The organism is Microcoleus vaginatus PCC 9802, from assembly GCA_022701275.1.
In the GTDB taxonomy this organism is placed as follows: Bacteria; Cyanobacteriota; Cyanobacteriia; order Cyanobacteriales; family Microcoleaceae; genus Microcoleus; species Microcoleus vaginatus_A.
On sequence record CP031740.1, the window covers coordinates 1983090 to 2003381 of the forward strand.

At 47.3% G+C, this 20292-nt stretch carries 16 protein-coding genes and 1 CRISPR repeat array; of the genes, 11 read left to right on the forward strand and 5 right to left on the reverse strand.

Translation table 11 applies throughout. The features are described from left to right. Positions 1-107: 107 nt before the first annotated feature. From D0A34_08190 to D0A34_08200, 3 genes are all read right to left on the reverse strand, one after another. Positions 108-812 (reverse strand): tetratricopeptide repeat protein, encoded by a 705-nt coding sequence (locus D0A34_08190; GenBank protein ID UNU18856.1) that lies wholly within the window; start codon positions 810-812, stop codon positions 108-110. Between the two features lie 142 nt (positions 813-954). Then, a complete protein-coding gene (locus D0A34_08195) occupies positions 955-2178 on the reverse strand; it encodes a murein transglycosylase (GenBank protein UNU18857.1) in 1224 nt (407 codons plus the stop codon). Continuing rightward, positions 2171-2425, reverse strand: a complete 255-nt coding sequence (locus D0A34_08200) for a hypothetical protein (protein ID UNU18858.1) — start codon at positions 2423-2425, stop codon at positions 2171-2173. Before D0A34_08200 ends, D0A34_08195 begins: the two co-directional genes overlap by 8 nt. A gap of 230 nt (positions 2426-2655) precedes the next feature. On the opposite strand from D0A34_08200, the gene D0A34_08205 reads away from it, so the two are divergent. The 3 genes from D0A34_08205 to D0A34_08215 all read left to right on the forward strand — a co-directional run bounded on the left by D0A34_08205 (position 2656) and on the right by D0A34_08215 (position 7286). After that, entirely contained in the window at positions 2656-2850 is a 195-nt protein-coding gene (locus tag D0A34_08205; GenBank protein UNU18859.1) for a hypothetical protein, read from the forward strand. A gap of 136 nt (positions 2851-2986) precedes the next feature. Beyond that, complete coding sequence (locus D0A34_08210; GenBank protein ID UNU18860.1) at positions 2987-3226, forward strand: hypothetical protein; 240 nt, start codon at positions 2987-2989, stop codon at positions 3224-3226. A gap of 748 nt (positions 3227-3974) precedes the next feature. Next, positions 3975-7286: a carbamoyl-phosphate synthase large subunit gene (locus D0A34_08215; protein UNU18861.1), complete on the forward strand. Its 3312-nt coding sequence runs from the start codon at positions 3975-3977 to the stop codon at positions 7284-7286. A 100-nt stretch (positions 7287-7386) separates the two neighbouring features. On the opposite strand, the gene D0A34_08220 is transcribed toward D0A34_08215, so the two are convergent. Continuing rightward, positions 7387-7626, reverse strand: a complete 240-nt coding sequence (locus D0A34_08220) for a hypothetical protein (GenBank protein UNU18862.1) — start codon at positions 7624-7626, stop codon at positions 7387-7389. Positions 7627-7933: 307 nt separating this feature from the next. Between D0A34_08220 and D0A34_08225 the strand changes: the two genes are divergently transcribed. The 8 genes from D0A34_08225 to D0A34_08260 all read left to right on the forward strand — a co-directional run bounded on the left by D0A34_08225 (position 7934) and on the right by D0A34_08260 (position 17030). Then, entirely contained in the window at positions 7934-8596 is a 663-nt protein-coding gene (locus tag D0A34_08225) for a VWA domain-containing protein (protein ID UNU18863.1), read from the forward strand. A gap of 183 nt (positions 8597-8779) precedes the next feature. After that, a complete protein-coding gene (locus D0A34_08230; GenBank protein ID UNU18864.1) occupies positions 8780-9553 on the forward strand; it encodes a protein phosphatase 2C domain-containing protein in 774 nt (257 codons plus the stop codon). A 38-nt stretch (positions 9554-9591) separates the two neighbouring features. After that, complete coding sequence (locus D0A34_08235; protein ID UNU18865.1) at positions 9592-10350, forward strand: hypothetical protein; 759 nt, start codon at positions 9592-9594, stop codon at positions 10348-10350. A 149-nt stretch (positions 10351-10499) separates the two neighbouring features. Continuing rightward, on the forward strand, positions 10500-11192 hold the full coding sequence (locus tag D0A34_08240; protein ID UNU18866.1) for a hypothetical protein: 693 nt from the start codon (positions 10500-10502) through the stop codon (positions 11190-11192). Between the two features lie 353 nt (positions 11193-11545). Continuing rightward, a complete protein-coding gene (locus D0A34_08245) occupies positions 11546-13312 on the forward strand; it encodes a ribonuclease III (GenBank protein UNU18867.1) in 1767 nt (588 codons plus the stop codon). A 264-nt stretch (positions 13313-13576) separates the two neighbouring features. Further along, complete coding sequence (locus D0A34_08250) at positions 13577-15691, forward strand: DNA-binding protein (protein ID UNU18868.1); 2115 nt, start codon at positions 13577-13579, stop codon at positions 15689-15691. A 392-nt stretch (positions 15692-16083) separates the two neighbouring features. Beyond that, entirely contained in the window at positions 16084-16482 is a 399-nt protein-coding gene (locus tag D0A34_08255) for a transposase (protein UNU18869.1), read from the forward strand. After that, positions 16368-17030, forward strand: coding sequence for an IS630 family transposase (locus tag D0A34_08260; GenBank protein ID UNU18870.1), 663 nt, complete (start codon positions 16368-16370; stop codon positions 17028-17030). The genes D0A34_08255 and D0A34_08260 overlap by 115 nt, the downstream gene beginning before the upstream one ends. A 31-nt stretch (positions 17031-17061) precedes the next feature. Further along, positions 17062-18924: a CRISPR direct-repeat array (repeat unit 37 nt; unit sequence GCCGCAATTAACCTAACTCCCTATCAGGGATTGAAAC). 51 nt (positions 18925-18975) lie between these two features. Here the strand turns inward: D0A34_08260 and D0A34_08265 are convergent. Beyond that, positions 18976-20076, reverse strand: coding sequence for a MerR family transcriptional regulator (locus D0A34_08265; protein UNU18871.1), 1101 nt, complete (start codon positions 20074-20076; stop codon positions 18976-18978). Positions 20077-20292: the final 216 nt, after the last annotated feature.

The following is a 20292-nucleotide window of genomic DNA, read 5'->3' on the forward strand; positions in this document are numbered from 1 at the left end:
TTCTCTTTTAAATGTATGATAATTAGCCACGCAAACGATCATTAATTATTAATAGTATCATGTCGAGCGCAATACCTCGTAAAAATTGTATATAAAAGCGAGTTCGCCTATTTAATTTCGCCTAACTTACGTTGCGCTACCTCTCGGTTGTGCAAAGCATCGTGGTAGTCTGGTTTGAGAGCAATTGCCTGGTTATAAGATGCGATCGCTTCTTCAAACCGTCCTAAATTATACTGCTCATTACCTCGATCGCACCACGCCTCAGCCTCTATATTAACTTCCGATTCTGCCTCCGCACCCTCAGCGCCTCTGCGGTTCACTTCCCCAGAAAAACCCAAACCATCCCCAACAAACACCGCCTCAATCACCTTCCCCTTTGTATCCTCCTCCTCAACCTCCGGCAGCGGAAACCGTGTCAATATCTCCCGCCCAATTTGCCTCGCAACCTCTGACAATTCCCCGCTGCCAATTCTACCTAACAATACCAGCCGCTGCGCCAATTCCTGAAGCGATGCCACGGCATCTGTAGCAGCGGTGTCATCATGTTCGCCCTCTAACAATCTTTTCCCAAACCGTCGCAACCAAGCAGCCAATTCACCATCTTTAAGGCGTTTTGCGATCAAGAATCCCGCTACATCCCCTCGACTCCAGCCGGCATTCACCCCTTCCAGGATTTCCATGAATTTCGACTCGTATTCCGCGTCAGTTAAGGTTGGGCGGATGGTGGTATTTTCTGGCGGGGTGGGTGGGGTTTGGGTTCCCAATATTCGCTGAATTAGTCGTTTGAAGAATTGCCAAATTTTGTTTAGCATTTGTGCGGTTTGGAGGGTGGCTATGGTCTATTTTATAGCAATTTACATAGAGATTGTCGGCGATAATATCTGTAGGGACACGGCGCCTTGCCGTGTCCGGGATTGCGACGCACAGCAAACAATCACATGAAGTAGAATTAATCTACTTTAAAAGCGGATAATACAGTTCTCCTGTTGAGTTGATATAACCGGCCCTATCGCCCGCTAAATCCCCCGTTCCCATAAATACGTCAACTCTCCCCGCACCTTTGATTGCACCGCCAGTATCTTGATCCAAAACGTACCGATTCACGGCATTTTGTTCGAGTTGTCCCGCCGCATTCGGATAAGGGAGTTTTGTACTAATTAATGCTAGTGCGCCGGGGGGCATTAAAGCTTTATCGGTGGCGATCGACCTTTCGGCAGTTACTGGCACTCCAATGCTTCCTGTGGCTGGAACTCCGTTAGTATCCCGGAAGAATACAAAGCTTTCATTTTTCGGCAAATATTTGTTCATATCTGCGGGAAAGTTGGTGAAATATTCCCTTAGTTTCGGCAAATTTAACTCTTCTAAAGTAAACTTTCCGTCTTTAACTAATTCTCGCCCGACTCCTGTATAACTGTGACTGGTTTTGCCTGCAAAACCGACTGTCATGACGCTACCATCTGTTAGCTGCAATCTCGCCGAACCTTGGACATGCACGAGAAATGCTTGGAAGCGATCGCGCAACCAAACTAATTCTAATCCCCGCAGCAATCCTTTACTTGCCTGCAAAGCATCTTCGCCTTCTAATTGCAATCTTGTCGGGTGAGGTTTCGGCCAAGATGCCATGTTTGGCGGCATCCGGTACAGGGGATAACGGTATTCGGAATTAGGCGTGCGAGAGGCTGCATAAGTCGGCTCGAAATAACCTGTAAATGCAACTGTTCCTTTGCCATCTTTGCCCGTGGATTTGTAAAATACAAATTCGCGCTTGACCGATTCCTGAAGTTGTGCAGGAGTGGTGGAACTGACAACTAATTGGCGAAATCGATCGAGGGAACGGCGGACTCGATCGCGCGTAACTCCTGCTACTGGATAGCGGCTGTAAGCAGTGGCGGCGGCCGATGTATTGAGATAGCGGAGGCTGTTGTCGATCGACCTTAACAGCAATTCCCGATCGCCCGGTTTGCCATTTTCGCCCCAGATTTGAGCGTCAAACGCGATCGACTCCAATTCACTCGCTTGTAACTGATTTACACTAATGGGTTGCAGCGACGGAACTGCAACGGCGGGCACCGAAAAAGCGATCGCCAAAACGCAACAGGCGATGGCTAATAGCTGATAGCGAAAAATCTTGCTCAATTTCCAATCTTTCCTACTCAATTGATACTTTTCCTTATTCATCGTATCGTTCGACGCTAGAAGTAAATACCGGTTCTACCCGAATTGCGAGAACGCTGGTAGGCCGAACTACCATGTATTCGCCTTGAATATTTTTGATCGGGACATTAACAAATTCTGACGAATCTTGTTTGGGAACCAGAGTTTTATACCACTGTTGAAAATCTTGCAGCGTTGAAAAACGGATTTCTTCGCGGTGGCCGCCTTCAAGCAGCAGGTGCACGGAATATTCGCTGGGAGTTCTAGGCATAGGAGATAGGGAGAGTTGTTGGAGTACAATCTAAAATCTAAAATCTAAAATTGATGTGGTTGCCCTCAAGCAACAGGTGCAGGGAATATTCGCACTTGTGTTCTAGGCATATCTTTATTTTTGATTTTTGATTTTAAACTTTTGGAACGATTCCATATTTTACCTCTTCCTCGGCGCATTCCCTCATCTAGTAGGTTGGATTGAAGGAGAGGGGGAGAGTGGGACAGTTGTTGGAGAAAAATCTCAATCTAAAATCTAAAATCCAAAATCTTAAATCGATTGACGGCGGCCCCCCTATGCGGCTACGCTGTGAAATTAAGGTTGCTTTGCTTGCAGAGGAGGCAGCCCGCGTCGCTCAAAAATCTAGTTGCACTCCCTCCGCTTTGCTCCGCCCAAAGCTGCTACCAACAGCAATGGACAGCTAACCGCCAAACTGAGTAAGCAGTATGGAGGCTAATTGAGAATCTTAACATTCTCTGTAGCCGCCCTGCTCTGTGTTAACGTGCGGGGCGGCTGGGTTTTTGGGTTTTCCTAGAAAACCAAAAACCAGGAGACCATATTATGTCACAGGAATTCGTACCTGACGATAACTTGTCCGATCGTCCAAATGACGACTCAGCAGTATCCGAACAGGAAGTCGTGCGGATAACGGTTGTCGGTTCCCGCGCCGCCGTGTTAGAAACCATCCACACCTTGGACCGACTGGGATTTGCCCAAGTCGGCGATTGGAGCCCGCCGCAGCGAGGTGCAAAGCCGGGACAAGTGATTAGCGTACTCATTCGCCGATCGCGCAAAGCCTAAAAATAGGCTGAAATACGCTAGGGAAACGACACCGTGCCTTTCCTCCTGTCAACAAACACGTTAAACCCTCAGTCCGAGAGGGGTTGAAACCCCTTCCTCAAAACTCAAGTCCTCGCTATGAGGACTCAGAAGAACACTTTTAAACTCATTAGTCCTCTTGAGAGGACTTTAGCTATGAGACAGGGAATTCATTCCCTGGCGGACTGACGGGCGGGTGGGAGGACTGGCGGACGATGGGCTTAAGTTGACACGCTTTGGATACGGCCCGGCCGTGTCCTCCATCGCCGCGTCTACATGGCTGGATCTCTGATTGTCACCTCTTCGGAGGGCGATGGCGTCCCGCCCCGCAAGCTACGGGAAATTTCATCATCCAACCCGGTTAATTCTACCCGTTCCCCACAGTCAAGACAGGCCTTGGCTGAAGTCTCTACAATGATTAATCAGGCGGAATACAGGGATTGTGTATTTTAGAACACGATTTGACTGCAACACTTAAAATAGTCTTGATTTACCGATCGACCGCACCCTTTTCTCATCAATATTTCTGGTTAGCTGGGGGTGTCTGTCAGCCGGAGTTGCGAGGTTCTGCTTCCAAAATGCTGAGAATGGTGCACAATTTCAAATTAACAACAAAACTTGCACTATTTTGAGTAAGCTTTGGGGGGAACAGCTCAGAAAGCCTGTTTCTAAGACTGAGGCAAAATATCAAATTAATCCTCCACTTTGTCCAATTACTAATTACGAACCTATGCCCCGTCGTCAAGACTTAAAAAAGATTCTTCTCATTGGTTCCGGCCCAATTGTTATCGGTCAAGCGTGCGAATTTGACTATTCAGGAACACAAGCTTGCAAAGCTTTGCGAGAAGAAGGTTTTGAAGTAGTGTTGGTCAATTCCAACCCTGCAACGATTATGACCGATCCGGAAACTGCCGATCGCATTTACATCGAACCTCTAACGCCAGCCATCCTCGAACAAATCATCGCTAAAGAAAGACCTCAAGCAATTTTACCGACAATGGGCGGTCAAACGGCGCTAAATTTAGCAGTTGCCGTGGCTAAAAATGGCGTCTTAGAAAAGTACAACGTCGAGTTGATTGGTGCTAAGTTGCCAGCAATTGAAATGGCAGAAGATCGGCTATTATTTAAGGAAGCGATGGCGCGAATTGGGGTCGCCGTTTGCCCTTCGGGAATTGCCAACACTCTCGACGAAGCCAAAGCCATTGGTCACCAAATCGGCAGTTATCCGTTAATTATTCGTCCTGCTTTTACAATGGGAGGCACGGGAGGCGGCATTTCTTACAATCAAGAAGAGTTTGAAGAAATGGCCCAAGGCGGGATTGATGCCAGTCCAGTATCGCAAATTTTGATCGAACAATCTTTGATTGGTTGGAAAGAGTACGAACTGGAAGTAATGCGGGATTTGGCAGATAATGTGGTGATTATTTGTTCGATCGAGAATCTCGACCCGATGGGCGTCCACACCGGCGATTCTATCACCGTCGCCCCGGCGCAAACTCTTACAGACAAAGAATATCAGCGCCTACGGGATGCTTCGGTGAAAATTATTCGCGAAATCGGAGTTGAAACCGGCGGTTCCAATATTCAATTTGCCGTCAATCCTGTCAACGGAGATTTCATCGTTATTGAAATGAATCCTCGGGTTTCCCGTTCCTCCGCCTTGGCCTCGAAAGCAACTGGTTTCCCCATTGCAAAAATGGCGGCAAAATTAGCGGTAGGTTACAGCCTAGACGAAATTTCCAACGATATCACCAAGAAAACTCCGGCGTCTTTTGAACCGACAATTGACTACGTAGTGACGAAGATTCCCCGATTTGCCTTTGAAAAGTTCCCTGGTTCCGAACCGACTCTGACAACGCAAATGAAGTCTGTTGGGGAGGTAATGGCGATCGGGCGCAGCTTCAACGAATCCTTCCAAAAAGCGCTGCGGGGATTGGAAACAGGCCGCGCAGGTTTCGGGTGCGACAAACCGGAAAAGTTGCCGAGTTTGGAACAAATTCGCGCCGGATTGCGGACGCCAAATCCCGATCGCATTTTTACAGTTCGCCACGCGATGATGATGGGAATGTCGGTGGAAGATATCTTCGAGTTCACAGGAATCGATCCTTGGTTTTTGGATAAAATGCAGGAATTGCTGGAAACTGAGAAGTTCTTGAAACGAACCCGGTTGGATCAGTTGACAAAAGAGACAATGTTTGAAGTAAAGCAGTTGGGATTTAGCGATCGCCAAATTGCTTACGCCACCAAAACATCGGAAGATCAAGTCCGCGCTTACCGCAAACAGTTAGGCGTAGTGCCGATTTACAAAACAGTCGATACCTGTGCCGCTGAATTTGAAGCGTTTACACCGTATTATTATTCCACCTACGAAGCGGGAGCGGCAATTTGGGACTTGGGCGATGAAGAAAAGAAGATTTCGCCTGTGGGCCACAGTCTGGCGCCGGAGTCGGAAGTTTTGTCTTCTACCAAGCGAAAAGTGATGATTTTAGGTGGCGGGCCGAACCGGATCGGCCAGGGAATTGAGTTTGATTACTGCTGCTGTCACGCTTCCTATTCCCTAGGAGAAGACGGCTTTGAGACAATTATGGTCAACTCAAACCCCGAGACGGTTTCGACGGATTATGATACGAGCGATCGCCTGTATTTTGAACCGCTAACAAAAGAAGATGTTCTCAACATCATCGAAGCCGAAAATCCAGAGGGAATAATTATCCAGTTTGGCGGCCAAACGCCGCTGAAATTAGCGCTTCCTTTACAAAAAGCTCTGGAAAATCACCCCGATGTACAAACAAAAATCTGGGGAACTTCGCCGGATTCCATTGATACTGCAGAAGACAGGGAGCGATTTGAAAAGATTCTGCGGGAGTTGGATATTCAGCAAGCTGCTAACGGTTTAGCCCGTAGTTTTGAGGATGCTTTAATAGTAGCTCAACGGATCGGTTATCCGGTAGTGGTGCGGCCGAGTTACGTGTTGGGCGGGCGAGCAATGGAAATTGTTTATTCCGATACGGAATTGGAACGTTACATGACCTATGCCGTCCTAGTAGAACCCGATCATCCGATTTTAATTGATAAGTTTTTGGAGAATGCGATCGAGGTGGATGTCGATGCGATCGCCGATGTTACTGGCAATGTGACGATCGGCGGTATTATGGAGCACATCGAGGAAGCGGGAATCCACTCCGGCGACTCTGCTTGTTCTATCCCTTACCAAACGCTTTCTGATGCAGCTTTGGCAACTATCCGCCGCTGGACAGTAGAATTAGCAAAATCCCTGAAAGTAATCGGGTTGATGAATATTCAATTTGCTGTTCAAGGGGAACAAGTTTTCATCTTGGAAGCTAATCCGCGAGCTTCTCGAACAGTGCCTTTTGTGTCCAAGGCGATCGGGGTTCCCTTAGCAAAAATGGCGTCGCGAGTCATGTCTGGCAAAACTCTAGAAGCTTTGGGTTTTACTGAAGAGATTATACCCATTCATGTTTCGGTAAAAGAAGCAGTATTGCCCTTTGCGAAGTTCCCGGGAGCTGATACCTTGTTAGGGCCAGAAATGCGCTCAACCGGCGAAGTAATGGGAATTGACACCGATTTTGGCAAAGCCTTTGCCAAAGCTCAACTCGGCGCGGGGCAAATGATGCCGCTGTTTGGAACCGTGCTGGTTTCGATGCGCGATCGCGACAAACTAGCAGTTGTACCCGTTGTCAAGGAATTCTTAGAATTGGGTTTCAAAGTAGTCGCAACTCACGGGACACGCAAAGTTTTGCAAGAGCAAGGTTTAGAGGTAGATTTGGAATTGAAAATGCACGAAGGGCGGCCGAATTTGTTGGATTCGATCAAGAATGAGAAAATTCAACTAATTATCACCACACCTTCGGGCGAAGAATCCCGAGCCGACGGAATCTTTATCCGCCGCACAGCTTTGACTTACAAAATCCCGATTATTACGACAATAGCCGGTGCCAAAGCGACAGCAGCGGGAATTCGATCGCTCAAATCCAACCCGATGGAAGTAAAAGCAATTCAAGACTATTACCCGCAAATCTAGACTGCGAAACACTCAAATGTAGGGTGTGCACCGCGCACCTTACCCACAACGTAGGGTGCGCACCACCAAAACCTAAACGTAGGGTGCGCACCACCACAACCTAATCTGCATCAGAATCTAAAGCTCCGCTAGACAGCATCAACCTCGGCCAAACTAACAAGAAAAAACTCATCCAAGCTAATAAAGGAATCGCGACTAAAACAGTTATCCAAACAGTTTTAAATAAAAACCAACTACCGCTAATCAGACTCGTGCCAGTCAAAAGAATCGACCAAGGCTGACACCACCAAGGTTTGTAATTCCAAGGATTAATAGCTTTTTTTTCAGAAACAGATTTCATATTTTAAGTTAGCTTTATTGAACAAAAAAAAGGCTCGAAGGTGAATTATTGCCTGACTGTGGGAATTATAAGATTGAACCTGACTTGGCAGTTCGGCGATTTGTCGATCGTACCACGGCAAGCAGCTACTTTCTGTTTTTTGACCGCAGGTATCCTATTCTTTAATCAAAAAGAGAAAATCGAAAATCGATTGAGGTAAATGGTAAAATGCGATCGCCCTAGCAATTTGCACTTAAATTTGTTACTGACTTGATAGAGTAAAGTAACAAACCTAGAAATCGAGCCATTCCCAGGTCAACCCCGAACCATGAGACTAGACGAAGCCGTAGAATTTGCCGAAAACCCAGAGCCACGCTGTCCCTGCGTCCTTCTGCTGGACACCTCCGGCTCCATGCAAGGCGCACCCATAGATGCCTTGAATGAGGGGCTGGAAATCTTTAGGAATGACCTAATTAAAGATGAACTAGCTAAAAAGCGAGTCGAAGTCGCGATTATTTCATTTGACAATCATATCAAAGTCGTGCAAGACTTCGTGACCGCCGACCAGTTCGAGACGCCACTGCTGACAGCTCAAGGACAAACCCACATGGGCGCCGGCATTCAGCAAGCGCTAGACACCATTGCCGCCCGCAAATCCGAATACCGCAACAACGGCATTACCTACTACCGCCCGTGGGTATTTATGATTACCGACGGCGAACCTCAAGGCGAATCCGACGATGTTGTGGAAATAGCAGCACAGCGGATTAAAGAGGAAGAAACTAACAAGCGCGTGGCATTTTTTGCAGTCGGAGTGGAAGGTGCTAATATCCCCCGTCTCGCGCAAATTGTCGAGCGCACGCCTGTAAAATTGAAAGGATTAGACTTTAGAGAGATGTTCATCTGGCTGTCGGCTAGTATGCAGAGAGTTTCTCACTCAAAAATTGATGAACAAGTAGCACTGCCGCCACCCGGATGGGGAACAGTTTAGTCATTAGTCATTAGTCCTTAGTCATTGGTCATTAGTAAGTGACAAGCGGTAAGGTGTGGTGTGCATCGCCCTACATAATAAGTAAGGTGTGGTGTGCATCGCACTACATAATTAGGGATAAATAAACCCGCCCTGACTTTGCATAGTTGTGAATTTACGAAGTTTTGAATTAAAGAGTTATAAATGCAGAATTCATCCTTTAATTGGCAAGTTGTAGCGGCATCGGTGATAGGTACGAGCCACGAAAAAAGATCGCAGCCCTGTCAAGATGCCCACTGCTGGCGTCTCTTGCCGAACGGTGTTTTGGTAGCCGCAGTTGCCGACGGCGCGGGCTCGGCAGCACTCGCAGAAGTTGGGGCGAAAATTGCTGTGGAAGCGGTTGTAGAAACGATTTGCGGGCAACAGGAAAGGCTGCCTCAAAATGACGACGAATGGCAGGTATTCTTAACAGCATCACTGCAAGTCGCGCGGACACAGGTGGAAGCAGAAGCGGCAGTGCGGGAAGTGGCTGCGAGAGATTTAGCCTGCACTTTAATTGCTGTTGTTGCTACGCCGGAATTAATCGCAGTTGCTCAAATCGGCGACGGTGCGGCGGTAGCAGGTGACAGTGCAGGAAATGCGATCGGCCTGACTGTACCTCCCTGCGGCGAATACATCAACGAAACCATTTTTTTGATTTCGCCGAATGCAATAGAAACAGCGCAATTTCAGGTACTGCGGGAAAAACTGCGACACTTGGCCGTGTTTTCCGACGGCTTGCAAATGCTAGCTCTCAAAATTCCGGAAGGCACGCCGCACGGGCCGTTTTTTGCGCCTTTGTTTCGGTTTTCTGGCGAGTGGAAAGAAGAAGAAGATGCGAAACAGCAGTTAGAGTCATTTTTGCGATCGCCCCGCGTTTCCGAACGCACCGATGATGACTTAACATTATTGTTAGCAACTTTTTCGAGTAATGTCTGATTTGTTCAAATCCACTTACAAAAGCCGGATAACAAATTATGACTACTCAACGAATTAGTGCCATAAACTTGTTGCGAGACACCTTTGCTCTTGTGGGCGCTATATACCCAGCCCTGTTCAGGATAAACTCTCCCCATTTGATATATTTCGTGGTGAATACTTTTGGCGGAGATGCCATGCTGAATATTTATGGTATGACTCAACATGAACTAGAGGCAGCAAGTGTTTGTTGGGGCATTTTTTACTGGTTTTTGGCAGTTCCTTTCTTGTTTGGAGCTACTACTTTCTACACTTATCGAAGTTTTACTGGAAATCAAGTAACTGTGATTGCTGCTTTTATTCAAGCAAAAAAAAGATTGCTAAAACTTGTTGAGGTTTATTTATTGTCTGTGGTGCTGATTTTTACAGTCATTACGTGGTGTCTGCGGGGTTTTCCTTTGGTATGGTTAATAATTATACAAATAATACTAATTCCGGGGCTTTATGTGTCATACCGCTTAATGTTTTTATTATATGCTATCGTCATTAATAACAATTCGGTGCTGGAAAGTTTTAAGAGCAGTTGGCAATTAACTAAAAGGCGCTGGTGGTTGGTATTTCGCTCGATGTTACTGATATATTTGGTATTTTTGGTGCCAGTAAGATGGATTTCTGAATTAATCGGTTTAAGATGGCCAAATTTGCTAGGAACTCAGCTTGTCGGTAATGTACTGGGATTTATAGCCGGACTACTGATTAATGTTTATTTGGTTTTATTGTACCAGCGCCTGCGGGAATCAGCAGCAGCTACTCAATAGACATCTCCTCAAATAAAGTTAAGGGCTGGCAGGATACTTACCCACAAAAATTTTGCGATATGTCTAATGAGCGGTGAAAATTTGGCGCGGTTCTATAATAAAATCGAGGTGTCAACAATTCTGGTTTAGTTTGTACAGTAGGTCGTCATTTGCAAGCACAAGAGATTAAGGATCAGCTCAACTCCCTAATTAGCGACGCAGATCTAATAGATCCGAGTTTAGCGAGAAGATTGGATGAAATCAATCGCTGGGTGAAAGATGTTAAACCCGGTTCGCTAACTGCTAAGAAATTTGTGATGGCTTTTTTGCTGCAGCTTATCCGAGATTCTCAGGTTTGGCTGGCCGTTCAATCTCTACCTTCGGAAAGAGAACAAAAAGCCGCGTTTGAGTTAATGACGCCGGGGGAAAGGTATTGGTACAGCTATCTATTTCCTAAATGGCTGAGCGAAACCGATCGCAAATTTTACATCTGGAAACAAAAACTGAAAGCTGGTAAATTCGATCCGGCTGACGATCTCGTCATTCGAGCGATCGCAGCCCGAATTGTCGATCGCCAAGGCACTGTTTTTTATCGATATGTTGCCGATCTTTCTATGGCAACCGATTCCATCGTTAGCAACCGCCAACAGCAGCCCCTCTGCATTCAAGTGACTACTCTTTCGGATGAGTTCTCTGAACAAAAATATCACAATTGGCAACAAACTCTTCAAGATTGGGGGATTGACAGAGGATTATTTTTAAGTTATGATAAAAATGATGCAAATTTCTTGAACCAGTTAGTTAACATTGCATTATATAATAGTGATAATTTGCCTGCAGGTCGTTACCTCAAGTTCCCGTAAATCAAGCAGATATGCTGCTGAGAATACTTCGACTGCTCCCAACTCGGTGAAAAAGAAATTTTGACTAACTCACATATTGCACCATTCTCGACAATGCCAAAAAGCTAGTACCCAGCCAGATTCCCGCACAAGGGAAAACAGACTAAAATTATTCCTCCCCCTTTTCTGGTTCCGGGAGGGGTCTGCCAGACGGTGGCAACAGGTGCTTGATACGAAGGCTAAGCAACGGGAAGATTTACCGCAGCAATAAATCTTGTGAAATAACTAGCAACTCGGCCTAAATTGAATTGAGATTTGATTTAATCGCCGTGAATAGTTGGAAATAAAATCAAATTACATCAAAATCAAATACTATGACTGTACAAGGTACGAACGCAGTTGAAAATAACTTGCAGAAAGTCTGGGAAGAATTGGAAGCCGCCAGAATAATGCAGGATGACTGGATGAATTACGGGGTAGATTTTGTAGATTTGTATGTGGAAGATGCTGGCGGTGATTGGTTGGAAAAGTGGGGAAAATGTGAAGAAGAATTAGAGCTAATAAAAATTAAAAAGGTAGATATTGAAGCAGTCAAGACAGCGATCGACATTTCCAGCTTTCAGCAGACAAAATTGCTGGAAATCGCCTTGAATTGCCGTTACAATACCAGCGATTACCCCGATCGCCCCGAGGAGTCTCCCGCTTGGCAAGAGGTTAAGTACAAACGGCTGTCACTCTTAGGCGGAGCGATTTTCGGTGCAGTTGTTACCGATTACCTGTACCGCGAATATCCAGAACTCGCTCCCGATGCTATCTCAACTTTAAAAGCTCGTTTAGCAGACCCGAAAAAGCTGGCGGAATTTGCACAAAATTTGAAATTAAACCAACTAGATTGGCGCGTCTGGAATCGGAAAAAAACAGACGAAAGCGAGTACAATAGATTGCTTTCGGAGACTTTTGAGGCTTTGTTTGGCGCGATTTACTTGGAGTTAGACCGCGATTTTTTCCGTGGGGAAAACTGGCTGATTCAGCACTTGATTGAACCAAATGTTAGCCAGCATCTGGATCTAACTCAGCGGCGACAAATGGGGCTAGAAAACGAGGTGAAACGGCGGGAAATCCTGGGTGCGGATATTCTAGATGCGATCGCGATCGACTATTTGTATCACCGCTTTCCCGAACGCAACAGCAGCCAGCTAACTCGCTGGAAAAATATGTTAGTGGCCAAAGAGATTTTCCCCAAAGACTTTAAGGCCAAATTAGGCAGTCATTACCTAGAGTTGGAGAGCAATTTCTCGCGTACCCGCGACTGGTTGGTGGATAACTTTATCAAAAGCGCAGTTGACGAACTGCTAGAGGAAAGCGACACTCAACCCGAATATCTGATTGATAGTGCCAACCCTGACTCGCTGCCAGAATTGGTCAGCCGGATTACCGACAAAAAGTGGAAAAATGAATTTGTGAGAGTTGTCAGCATTTTGCAACCGGCTGACGAAATTTTGCTGCTGATGCAACAAAAATTAGACAGTATGGCGGCTAAAGATGAAACCTTGCAGCAGTTGCTAATCTGGGCAAATCACAAGTCTCAGTTAGTGCAAAGGAATTTTAAACCAGTCGAAATTCGCGCTTTTTATGTTGCCTTAGTTTGCGTCCTCGATTTGGCTTTGACTCGCGTCCTCGATCCGAGTTTGAAGTTTGATAGATCGAAAGTTCGCAAGTTTCGGAATTGTTTGGCAAAAGCTGGAAAAAAGGTAGAATTTGCGGATGTTAACGAGTGTCTGAAATTTGCTTGTGATAATGATGTGGCGAGTATGTTGGTTGGCATTTTGGCGCTGGATATTGAACCAGAACTTAAACAAATGCTGGCACAATTTCAGACTCAGATGCCTGATTTGCAAAACTGGAAAAAGTGGCGCAAAGAGTGCGGTTGCAGTTGGCTGGCAAAATTCAAAACAGCGATCGGCTACAATCGAGACTTTCGCCCCCAACAGAAAACTTTGCTGAAACAGTATTACTATGCCCAAAACTTGCTGGTGGAATGCCTCAACAGCGATAATTGTCAGGTGACACCGGCCGTCAGACAAAAAATTGAGGATAAAATGTTGTTATTGTCGGTGGATTTGAAGCTGGTTCACATTTAATTTTGATAGCGCGGACGGGCGGGGCGCCCATCCCACCAATGGACGGACGGGCGGGACGCCCATCCCACCAATGGAAACAGGGCTTACCCACTCCCACCCAAGAAACCGGGTTTTTTACCGAATCTGCGGGCTGCAACGCGTCTTTTGGTGAAAAACCCGGTTTCGACGCACCGGTGCCTAAGTCCTAACAAAGGTAAGATTTAATGGGCAAGTCAAGTTTATTGAGTGATGGCTTCCAAATCCTGTATCCCATAACGGAATTCTATGCAGTTGCAGCGCCAATTTAGCGGACAACTGATTGCGATCGACACCAAAACCGCGATCGCCAGTGGCGGTGAAGGTCGCATCTACCCGATCGCCCAAGACTCGTCCCTTGTAGCAAAAATCTACCACAAACCGACAGACGAAGACGGCGACAAACTCACAGTCATGTTCAGTATGCCGCCGGATGCGCCGATCGCCGAACCCGGGCACGCTTCCATTGCTTGGCCGATCGATTTGCTGCATACTGTCGGCGGGCGAGAAAAAATCGTCGGTTTTGTGATGCCGCGCGTCAACAAAGTGATGCCGGTACACACTTTCTACACTCCCAAAACCAGGCGCGAACAAAAACCGCTATTTAGCTATCTTTACCTCCACCGTACCGCCAGAAATCTCGCCTCGGCTGTAAACGCCCTCCACGTCAGGGGTTACGTCATCGGCGACGTGAACGAGTCGAACATTCTCGTGACGGATACGGCGTTGGTAACGCTGGTAGACACGGATTCGTTTCAAGTCCGCGATCCTTATACGGGTTACGTTTATCGGTGTCCCGTGGGGAAACCGGAGTTTACGCCCCCGGAGTTGCAGGGGCAGACTTTCCGCGATATCGATCGAGCTCCAGAGCACGATTTGTTCGGTTTAGCGGTATTAATTTTTCAATTGCTGATGGAAGGTACGCACCCGTTTTCGGGAGTTTATCTCGGTAGCGATGAACCACCGCCTTTGGAAGCGAGAATTCGATCGGGCCATTTCCCCACAGGTACGAAGCGGATTCCCTACCGCCCGATGCCGGCTGCGCCTCCTTTTGAGATGCTGCATCCGCGGCTGCGGCAGATGTTTATCCGCTGTTTTGAGGAAGGGCACGGCAATCCTTCGGCGCGCCCGGATGCGAAAACTTGGGTGAATGCGATTCGGGAAGCGGAAGATGCTTTGGTAACTTGCAGCAAAAACACTCAGCATAAATACGGAAATCATCTCAGTCGGTGCCCTTGGTGCGATCGGGCAAAACTCCTCAAAGGGCGCGATCCGTTTCCTTCGCGGCAAGCAGTCAGCAACGGATTGCACTTGCAGCCCGCGAAAACCAAGCGTAAAAAGCCCCAACCGCCCGTCGTGACGCAGCCTGCGGTGCGCCGGCAACAGCCCTCCACGGGGCTGCCGCGCCCCCTCGGCCAGTACGCAGTGCCCTTGCTGCCGATGCCGATGTCTCCTCGGAGTCGGACTCCGGCGCCTCGGGTTCCTGTGGGCAAGTTTGAGCGCATTTTTCAGGATGCTGCTTGGGGAGGTGTTTGGGGCAGTTTGTGTTTGGCGGCGATCGGGGGGATTTATTCGGTAATAGCTGAGGGCGGCGGCGCTATTTTGGGGGCGATTTTTGTTGGTACGATTTGGGGCTGTTTTTTTGGGATGATGTGGGGGGTTTTTACTTTGGCGCCGAATCAGATGTGGCGGAAGTGGGGCGGAGTTTTGGTGGGGGCGGCTTGGGGCGCTTTTTTGTTGGCGGCGATCGGCGGTGCGGTGTTTGGCGCGATTAATAGCACTCCGGGAATCGGGGAGAGGATTTTGGCTGGGGCGGGGGTTGGTGCTGTCTGGGGCTGTGTTTGGGCGAGTTTTCGGCCTCCTCTGGCGCTGCCGGCAGGGAGGGTGTGGGGCCGGCGCGGAGGGTATTTGGGGGCGGTCTGGGGCTCGTTTGTGGGGACTCTGGCTGGTGTTTTGTTGGGGGCTGGGTTGGTGGTTTGGCAGCAGTACGGTGTCCAGATGCGGCCGGTGAATGAGTTTGCGGGTTTGTTGCTGGGTGTGGCGATCGTGGCGGCTGGTGTGGGTTCTGTTGGAGGTGTGCTTTCTGGGGGTTTGTTGGGTTTGTGCGGGTTTTCGCCGAAGCTGCCGATTTCGTTTCAGCCTTCGGGGGTGAAGGGTGGGACTTTGGGGGCGATTTGGGGCAGTTTTTTGGGGACTTTTGCGGGTGCTGTGTTGGGGGCGGTGGTGTCTGCGATGTTTCCGGCTGTTAGCGCTGGGGTGCCGGTGCAGTTGGGGCCCGTGGCGGGGGCGATCGTGGGGGCTGGCTTGGGGGCGATTTGGGGGGTGGTTTCGGGTACTGTTTGGGGGGCTTTGGGCAAGTGGTGATCGGGTTGATGTGTGTTTTTGGGTGGAAAATGCGTCTATGCGTAGGTGTAAAAATCGAGGTGTTAAATTTGGGGACTATAATGTAAATCCTGTAAGGGTTAGAGGCACTTCAACCAATAAGATGGTGGTAGACGCAATCGCTGAAATTTATGCAGGATAAGGGTTTGATGACTGTCTGAAAATTCTGGTATTGACAAGTCGAAGGCTGAAATGGTACTTTTGTTTTACGTAGACGTAACTGAACCTTGAAAACCAAATACAGCAAAGCTTCTGGAACGGGCGGCCGCAATTAACCTAACTCCCTATCAGGGATTGAAACTTTAAGATGGAATCACATACAGCACTTTGCTTAACAGTTAGGTACAATAGTAGAGGTGGTAAGAAAGAAAAAAATGAAACCCTACTCCCTAGATATGCGTCAAAAGATTGTTGACACTTACGAGGCAGGTAACACCTCTATTCGGCAAGTAGCAGAAAGATTTCAAGTCAGTAAAAGTACCGTACAAGCCCTACTAAAGCGAAAAAAAGAGACAGGAAGATTACTCCCTAGTCAGGCAAAGGGCGGTAAACCGAGTTTACTGTTTGGTCACGAACAACAGATTGAAGAGATGGTAGCCCAGTATCCAGATTACACACTAGCGGAATACTGTGAGTATTGGCACGAAAAAACAGGAGTATGGTTGAGCGAGAGTGCGATGTGCCGATTCCTAAAAAAGCAGCAACTCACTTTGAAAAAAAAACACTACGCAGCAGTCAAGCCCATAAAGAAATTAATCAAAATCAGCGAATAGAATATTGGAAAAAAATCCGAGATGTCGCACCAAAAGATCTGATATTTTTGGACGAAATGGGCGTATTGCTAGGGATAATGAGATCCAGAGCTAGAAGTAAAAAGGGAGAAAGAAGCTACGATATCAAGCCATTTTATAGAGGAAGTAGGGTGACAGTAATTGGTGCAATAACCAACAAGAAGGTCATCGCCATGAAAACAATGAAACAATCAATGAATGGAGAAGAGTTCAAGAAATTTGTGCAAGAACAATTGGTTCCCAAATTATGGAAAGGAGCGGTATTAGTTATGGATAATTTGAAGGCACACAAGGTAGAAGGTGTGGAAAAAATGATCGAAGCAGTGGGAGCAAGAGTAGTGTATTTGTCACCGTACTCACCTGAGTTTAACCCCATCGAACATTTATGGTGGGAATTAAAGGCATGGCTCAGGAGATTTGTACCTCGAAGTGTACAGATTGTGGAAAAACTATTGGAATTGGGTGTGAAATTATGTTCAAGTAAGCAAATCGAAAATTATTTTGCTCACTGCTGTTACTGTACCTCTTAGTCACGCAAAGTGCTGTAATGGTAGTGATTTTGCCGCAATTAACCTAACTCCCTATCAGGGATTGAAACCAAATGCAATTTGTGCAATCTCAATGTCATCCAAGCCGCAATTAACCTAACTCCCTATCAGGGATTGAAACCCACCCCAAAGCTTTGATTCTACTAACTGGAGAAGCCGCAATTAACCTAACTCCCTATCAGGGATTGAAACGGAAAAAATTTCAAGGTAGTCTCTCAGATATCGAGCCGCAATTAACCTAACTCCCTATCAGGGATTGAAACAAGAGCCGTCAAAGGAGCTAGCCACAAAACTAAAGCCGCAATTAACCTAACTCCCTATCAGGGATTGAAACGCGCAATTGCTTAGCCAGTGGCGGATCTCTAAGAGCCGCAATTAACCTAACTCCCTATCAGGGATTGAAACCTAGCAGATCAAAGGCTTGCTGGGATTTGTCCACGCCGCAATTAACCTAACTCCCTATCAGGGATTGAAACAAGCAATTTTCGGATGTGCCCAGGGGAACGATTCAAGCCGCAATTAACCTAACTCCCTATCAGGGATTGAAACGCGCCCGTGGCAACACCACCCAAACCAAAAGCGGCAACGCAAGCCGCAATTAACCTAACTCCCTATCAGGGATTGAAACTTGAAAGAGGCTAGCGGTTTCAGCTTCGACGGCTCTAGCCGCAATTAACCTAACTCCCTATCAGGGATTGAAACATGTGGAAAAAATCGCCCTCTACGCCGCGAGTTTCGCCGCAATTAACCTAACTCCCTATCAGGGATTGAAACGTACCTTCATTTGACTCCCTCTTCGCTTTTATAAAAGCCGCAATTAACCTAACTCCCTATCAGGGATTGAAACAGTATCCTCCAGCGGGGCGATCGCCTTTACCTTCGCCGCAATTAACCTAACTCCCTATCAGGGATTGAAACAAAAAATAAGTACATTAATGAGTCGGCTGATCTATTGCCGCAATTAACCTAACTCCCTATCAGGGATTGAAACCCATACTTTGGCGACAATTTTGTTGTGGCGGTAGTTGGCCGCAATTAACCTAACTCCCTATCAGGGATTGAAACAGCAGGCCTAGAACTGGTTGTAGACACGATCAAGCGCCGCAATTAACCTAACTCCCTATCAGGGATTGAAACAACAGGAATTTGCAAGATGGTCCTGGTATTGAGCGCCGCAATTAACCTAACTCCCTATCAGGGATTGAAACCGAAATTTCGGACACTTTCGAGAGGCTCATGGGGCCGCAATTAACCTAACTCCCTATCAGGGATTGAAACGCGCAACTGCAGCTCGAACTTGCAAAAAAGCCTGAGGCCGCAATTAACCTAACTCCCTATCAGGGATTGAAACATTGACTCTCAAGTTGCCTGGAACAAAGCGGTGGCAGCCGCAATTAACCTAAGCCGCAATTAACCTAACTCCCTATCAGGGATTGAAACAAAATTCGCAGCGGTCGGCGATCGGGCAAACCTACAGCCGCAATTAACCTAACTCCCTATCAGGGATTGAAACCGAATCAGTCAGCGGGTTGCGCGGGGCGAAAATTGCCGCAATTAACCTAACTCCCTATCAGGGATTGAAACTTAAATGGGGGGCGGTTTGCAACCAAGAGTAATTGCCGCAATTAACCTAACTCCCTATCAGGGATTGAAACGTAAGTCAGGCGATCGCGGCAACCGTAAGCTCGGATAGCCGCAATTAACCTAACTCCCTATCAGGGATTGAAACTCTGGTGCTACTGTCGCACCCGCAGAAGGCGATATTGCCGCAATTAACCTAACTCCCTATCAGGGATTGAAACCGTCGGTGTCGTTTCGGCGATCGCACCAAGCGTCAAAGCCGCAATTAACCTAACTCCCTATCAGGGATTGAAACGAATAAAAGAGTAAAAAACAAATTAAGCCACGATAAACCTAAATTCCATCTTCACTTAAGATGACAGTGACAATTCGGCTTTTCAATCAAAGACTCAACCAAAGCATTCAAAGCAACCGCCGCCAACAACCCGCCGCCAAAAGTCCCCACAGTCGTAATATAAGCAACGCCCGATCGCACTAACCGCCGTTTCGCCACCGGAGAATGACTAAAACCGATCGGCATACCAATTACCAAAGCCGGTTGCAGTTGCCCACTCTCGATCGCCTCGCAAACCGCCATCAGCACAGACGGCGCATATCCTATCACCAATATACATCCTTTTTCCAGTTTCAACAACTTTTTAAACCACTCACCCTGCTGCCAGAATTCCTGTTCCGCTTCCGCCGCAGCATTGATGTGCGGGTCATCAATTAAAGTTGCAATACTTGTTCCCAAATGCGCCAATCTTGTCCCATCCAAAGCCGCAAAAACAGGCGGCACATCAGCCACAATTTGACACTGATTTTTCAAAGCTTCCCGCGCGGATTTAATCGCCGTTTCGCTCAACTTCACAAACGGCAGCAGCGAACAATCTCCGCAAGCTAACACCAGTTTAGAAAGCAAGTCTACCTCAATTTCCGAGCGATCGGCCAAATCCGGCAACAAATGCTGCAACGACTCCCCAAAATCCTCCGGGTGAGTGTGCGCCCCCGCATCCCAACCCTCCCAAAGTTGTTCCAACTCATCCAACCCCCCCTCAGTTTCCGCCTGCAACAGCCTTAATTGCGCCAGGGCGTCCGCTTGCACCGCTTGACAGGAAATATCCCGTCCCAGCAATCCTTCCAGCGCCGAAGCCGTTTCTCTGAGGCGAACAATTTGCTGAATAACCGACAGATATTGCCGTTGCAGAGTCGCCATCAGCGCGTCAGGCGAAGCATCCGCGTCTGTTTCTAATAGTTTGCGGATGTGAGACAGTTGAAAGCCTTGCTGCTTGAGTGCGACTATTCTTTGCAGTCTTTGCACATCGCTGCGGGTATACAATCTGTAGTTAGAGGTCGATCGTACCGCCGGAGATAGCAGCCCCAAAGCGTGATAATGTCGCACCATCCGAGGGGTAATTGTGCCTTTTACCGCTTCTGTAAGTTGTTTGATTGTCAGGTATTCTTGCATTGAATTTTTGGATTTTGGAATTGTATATTTGCTTCTCGAATTCACCCAGAGTCCTAGGAGTGAATCAATTCCCCGTCTCATAGCAGAAGTCGGTTTTAACTCACATTTTGCACCAATATCAATTACTTGTTTAGGAACAGGCAAGATGCCTGTTCCCCAAGAGATCAATTTTATTGTGGAACAGGCATCTTGCCTGTTCTTGAGAATGGTGCAACA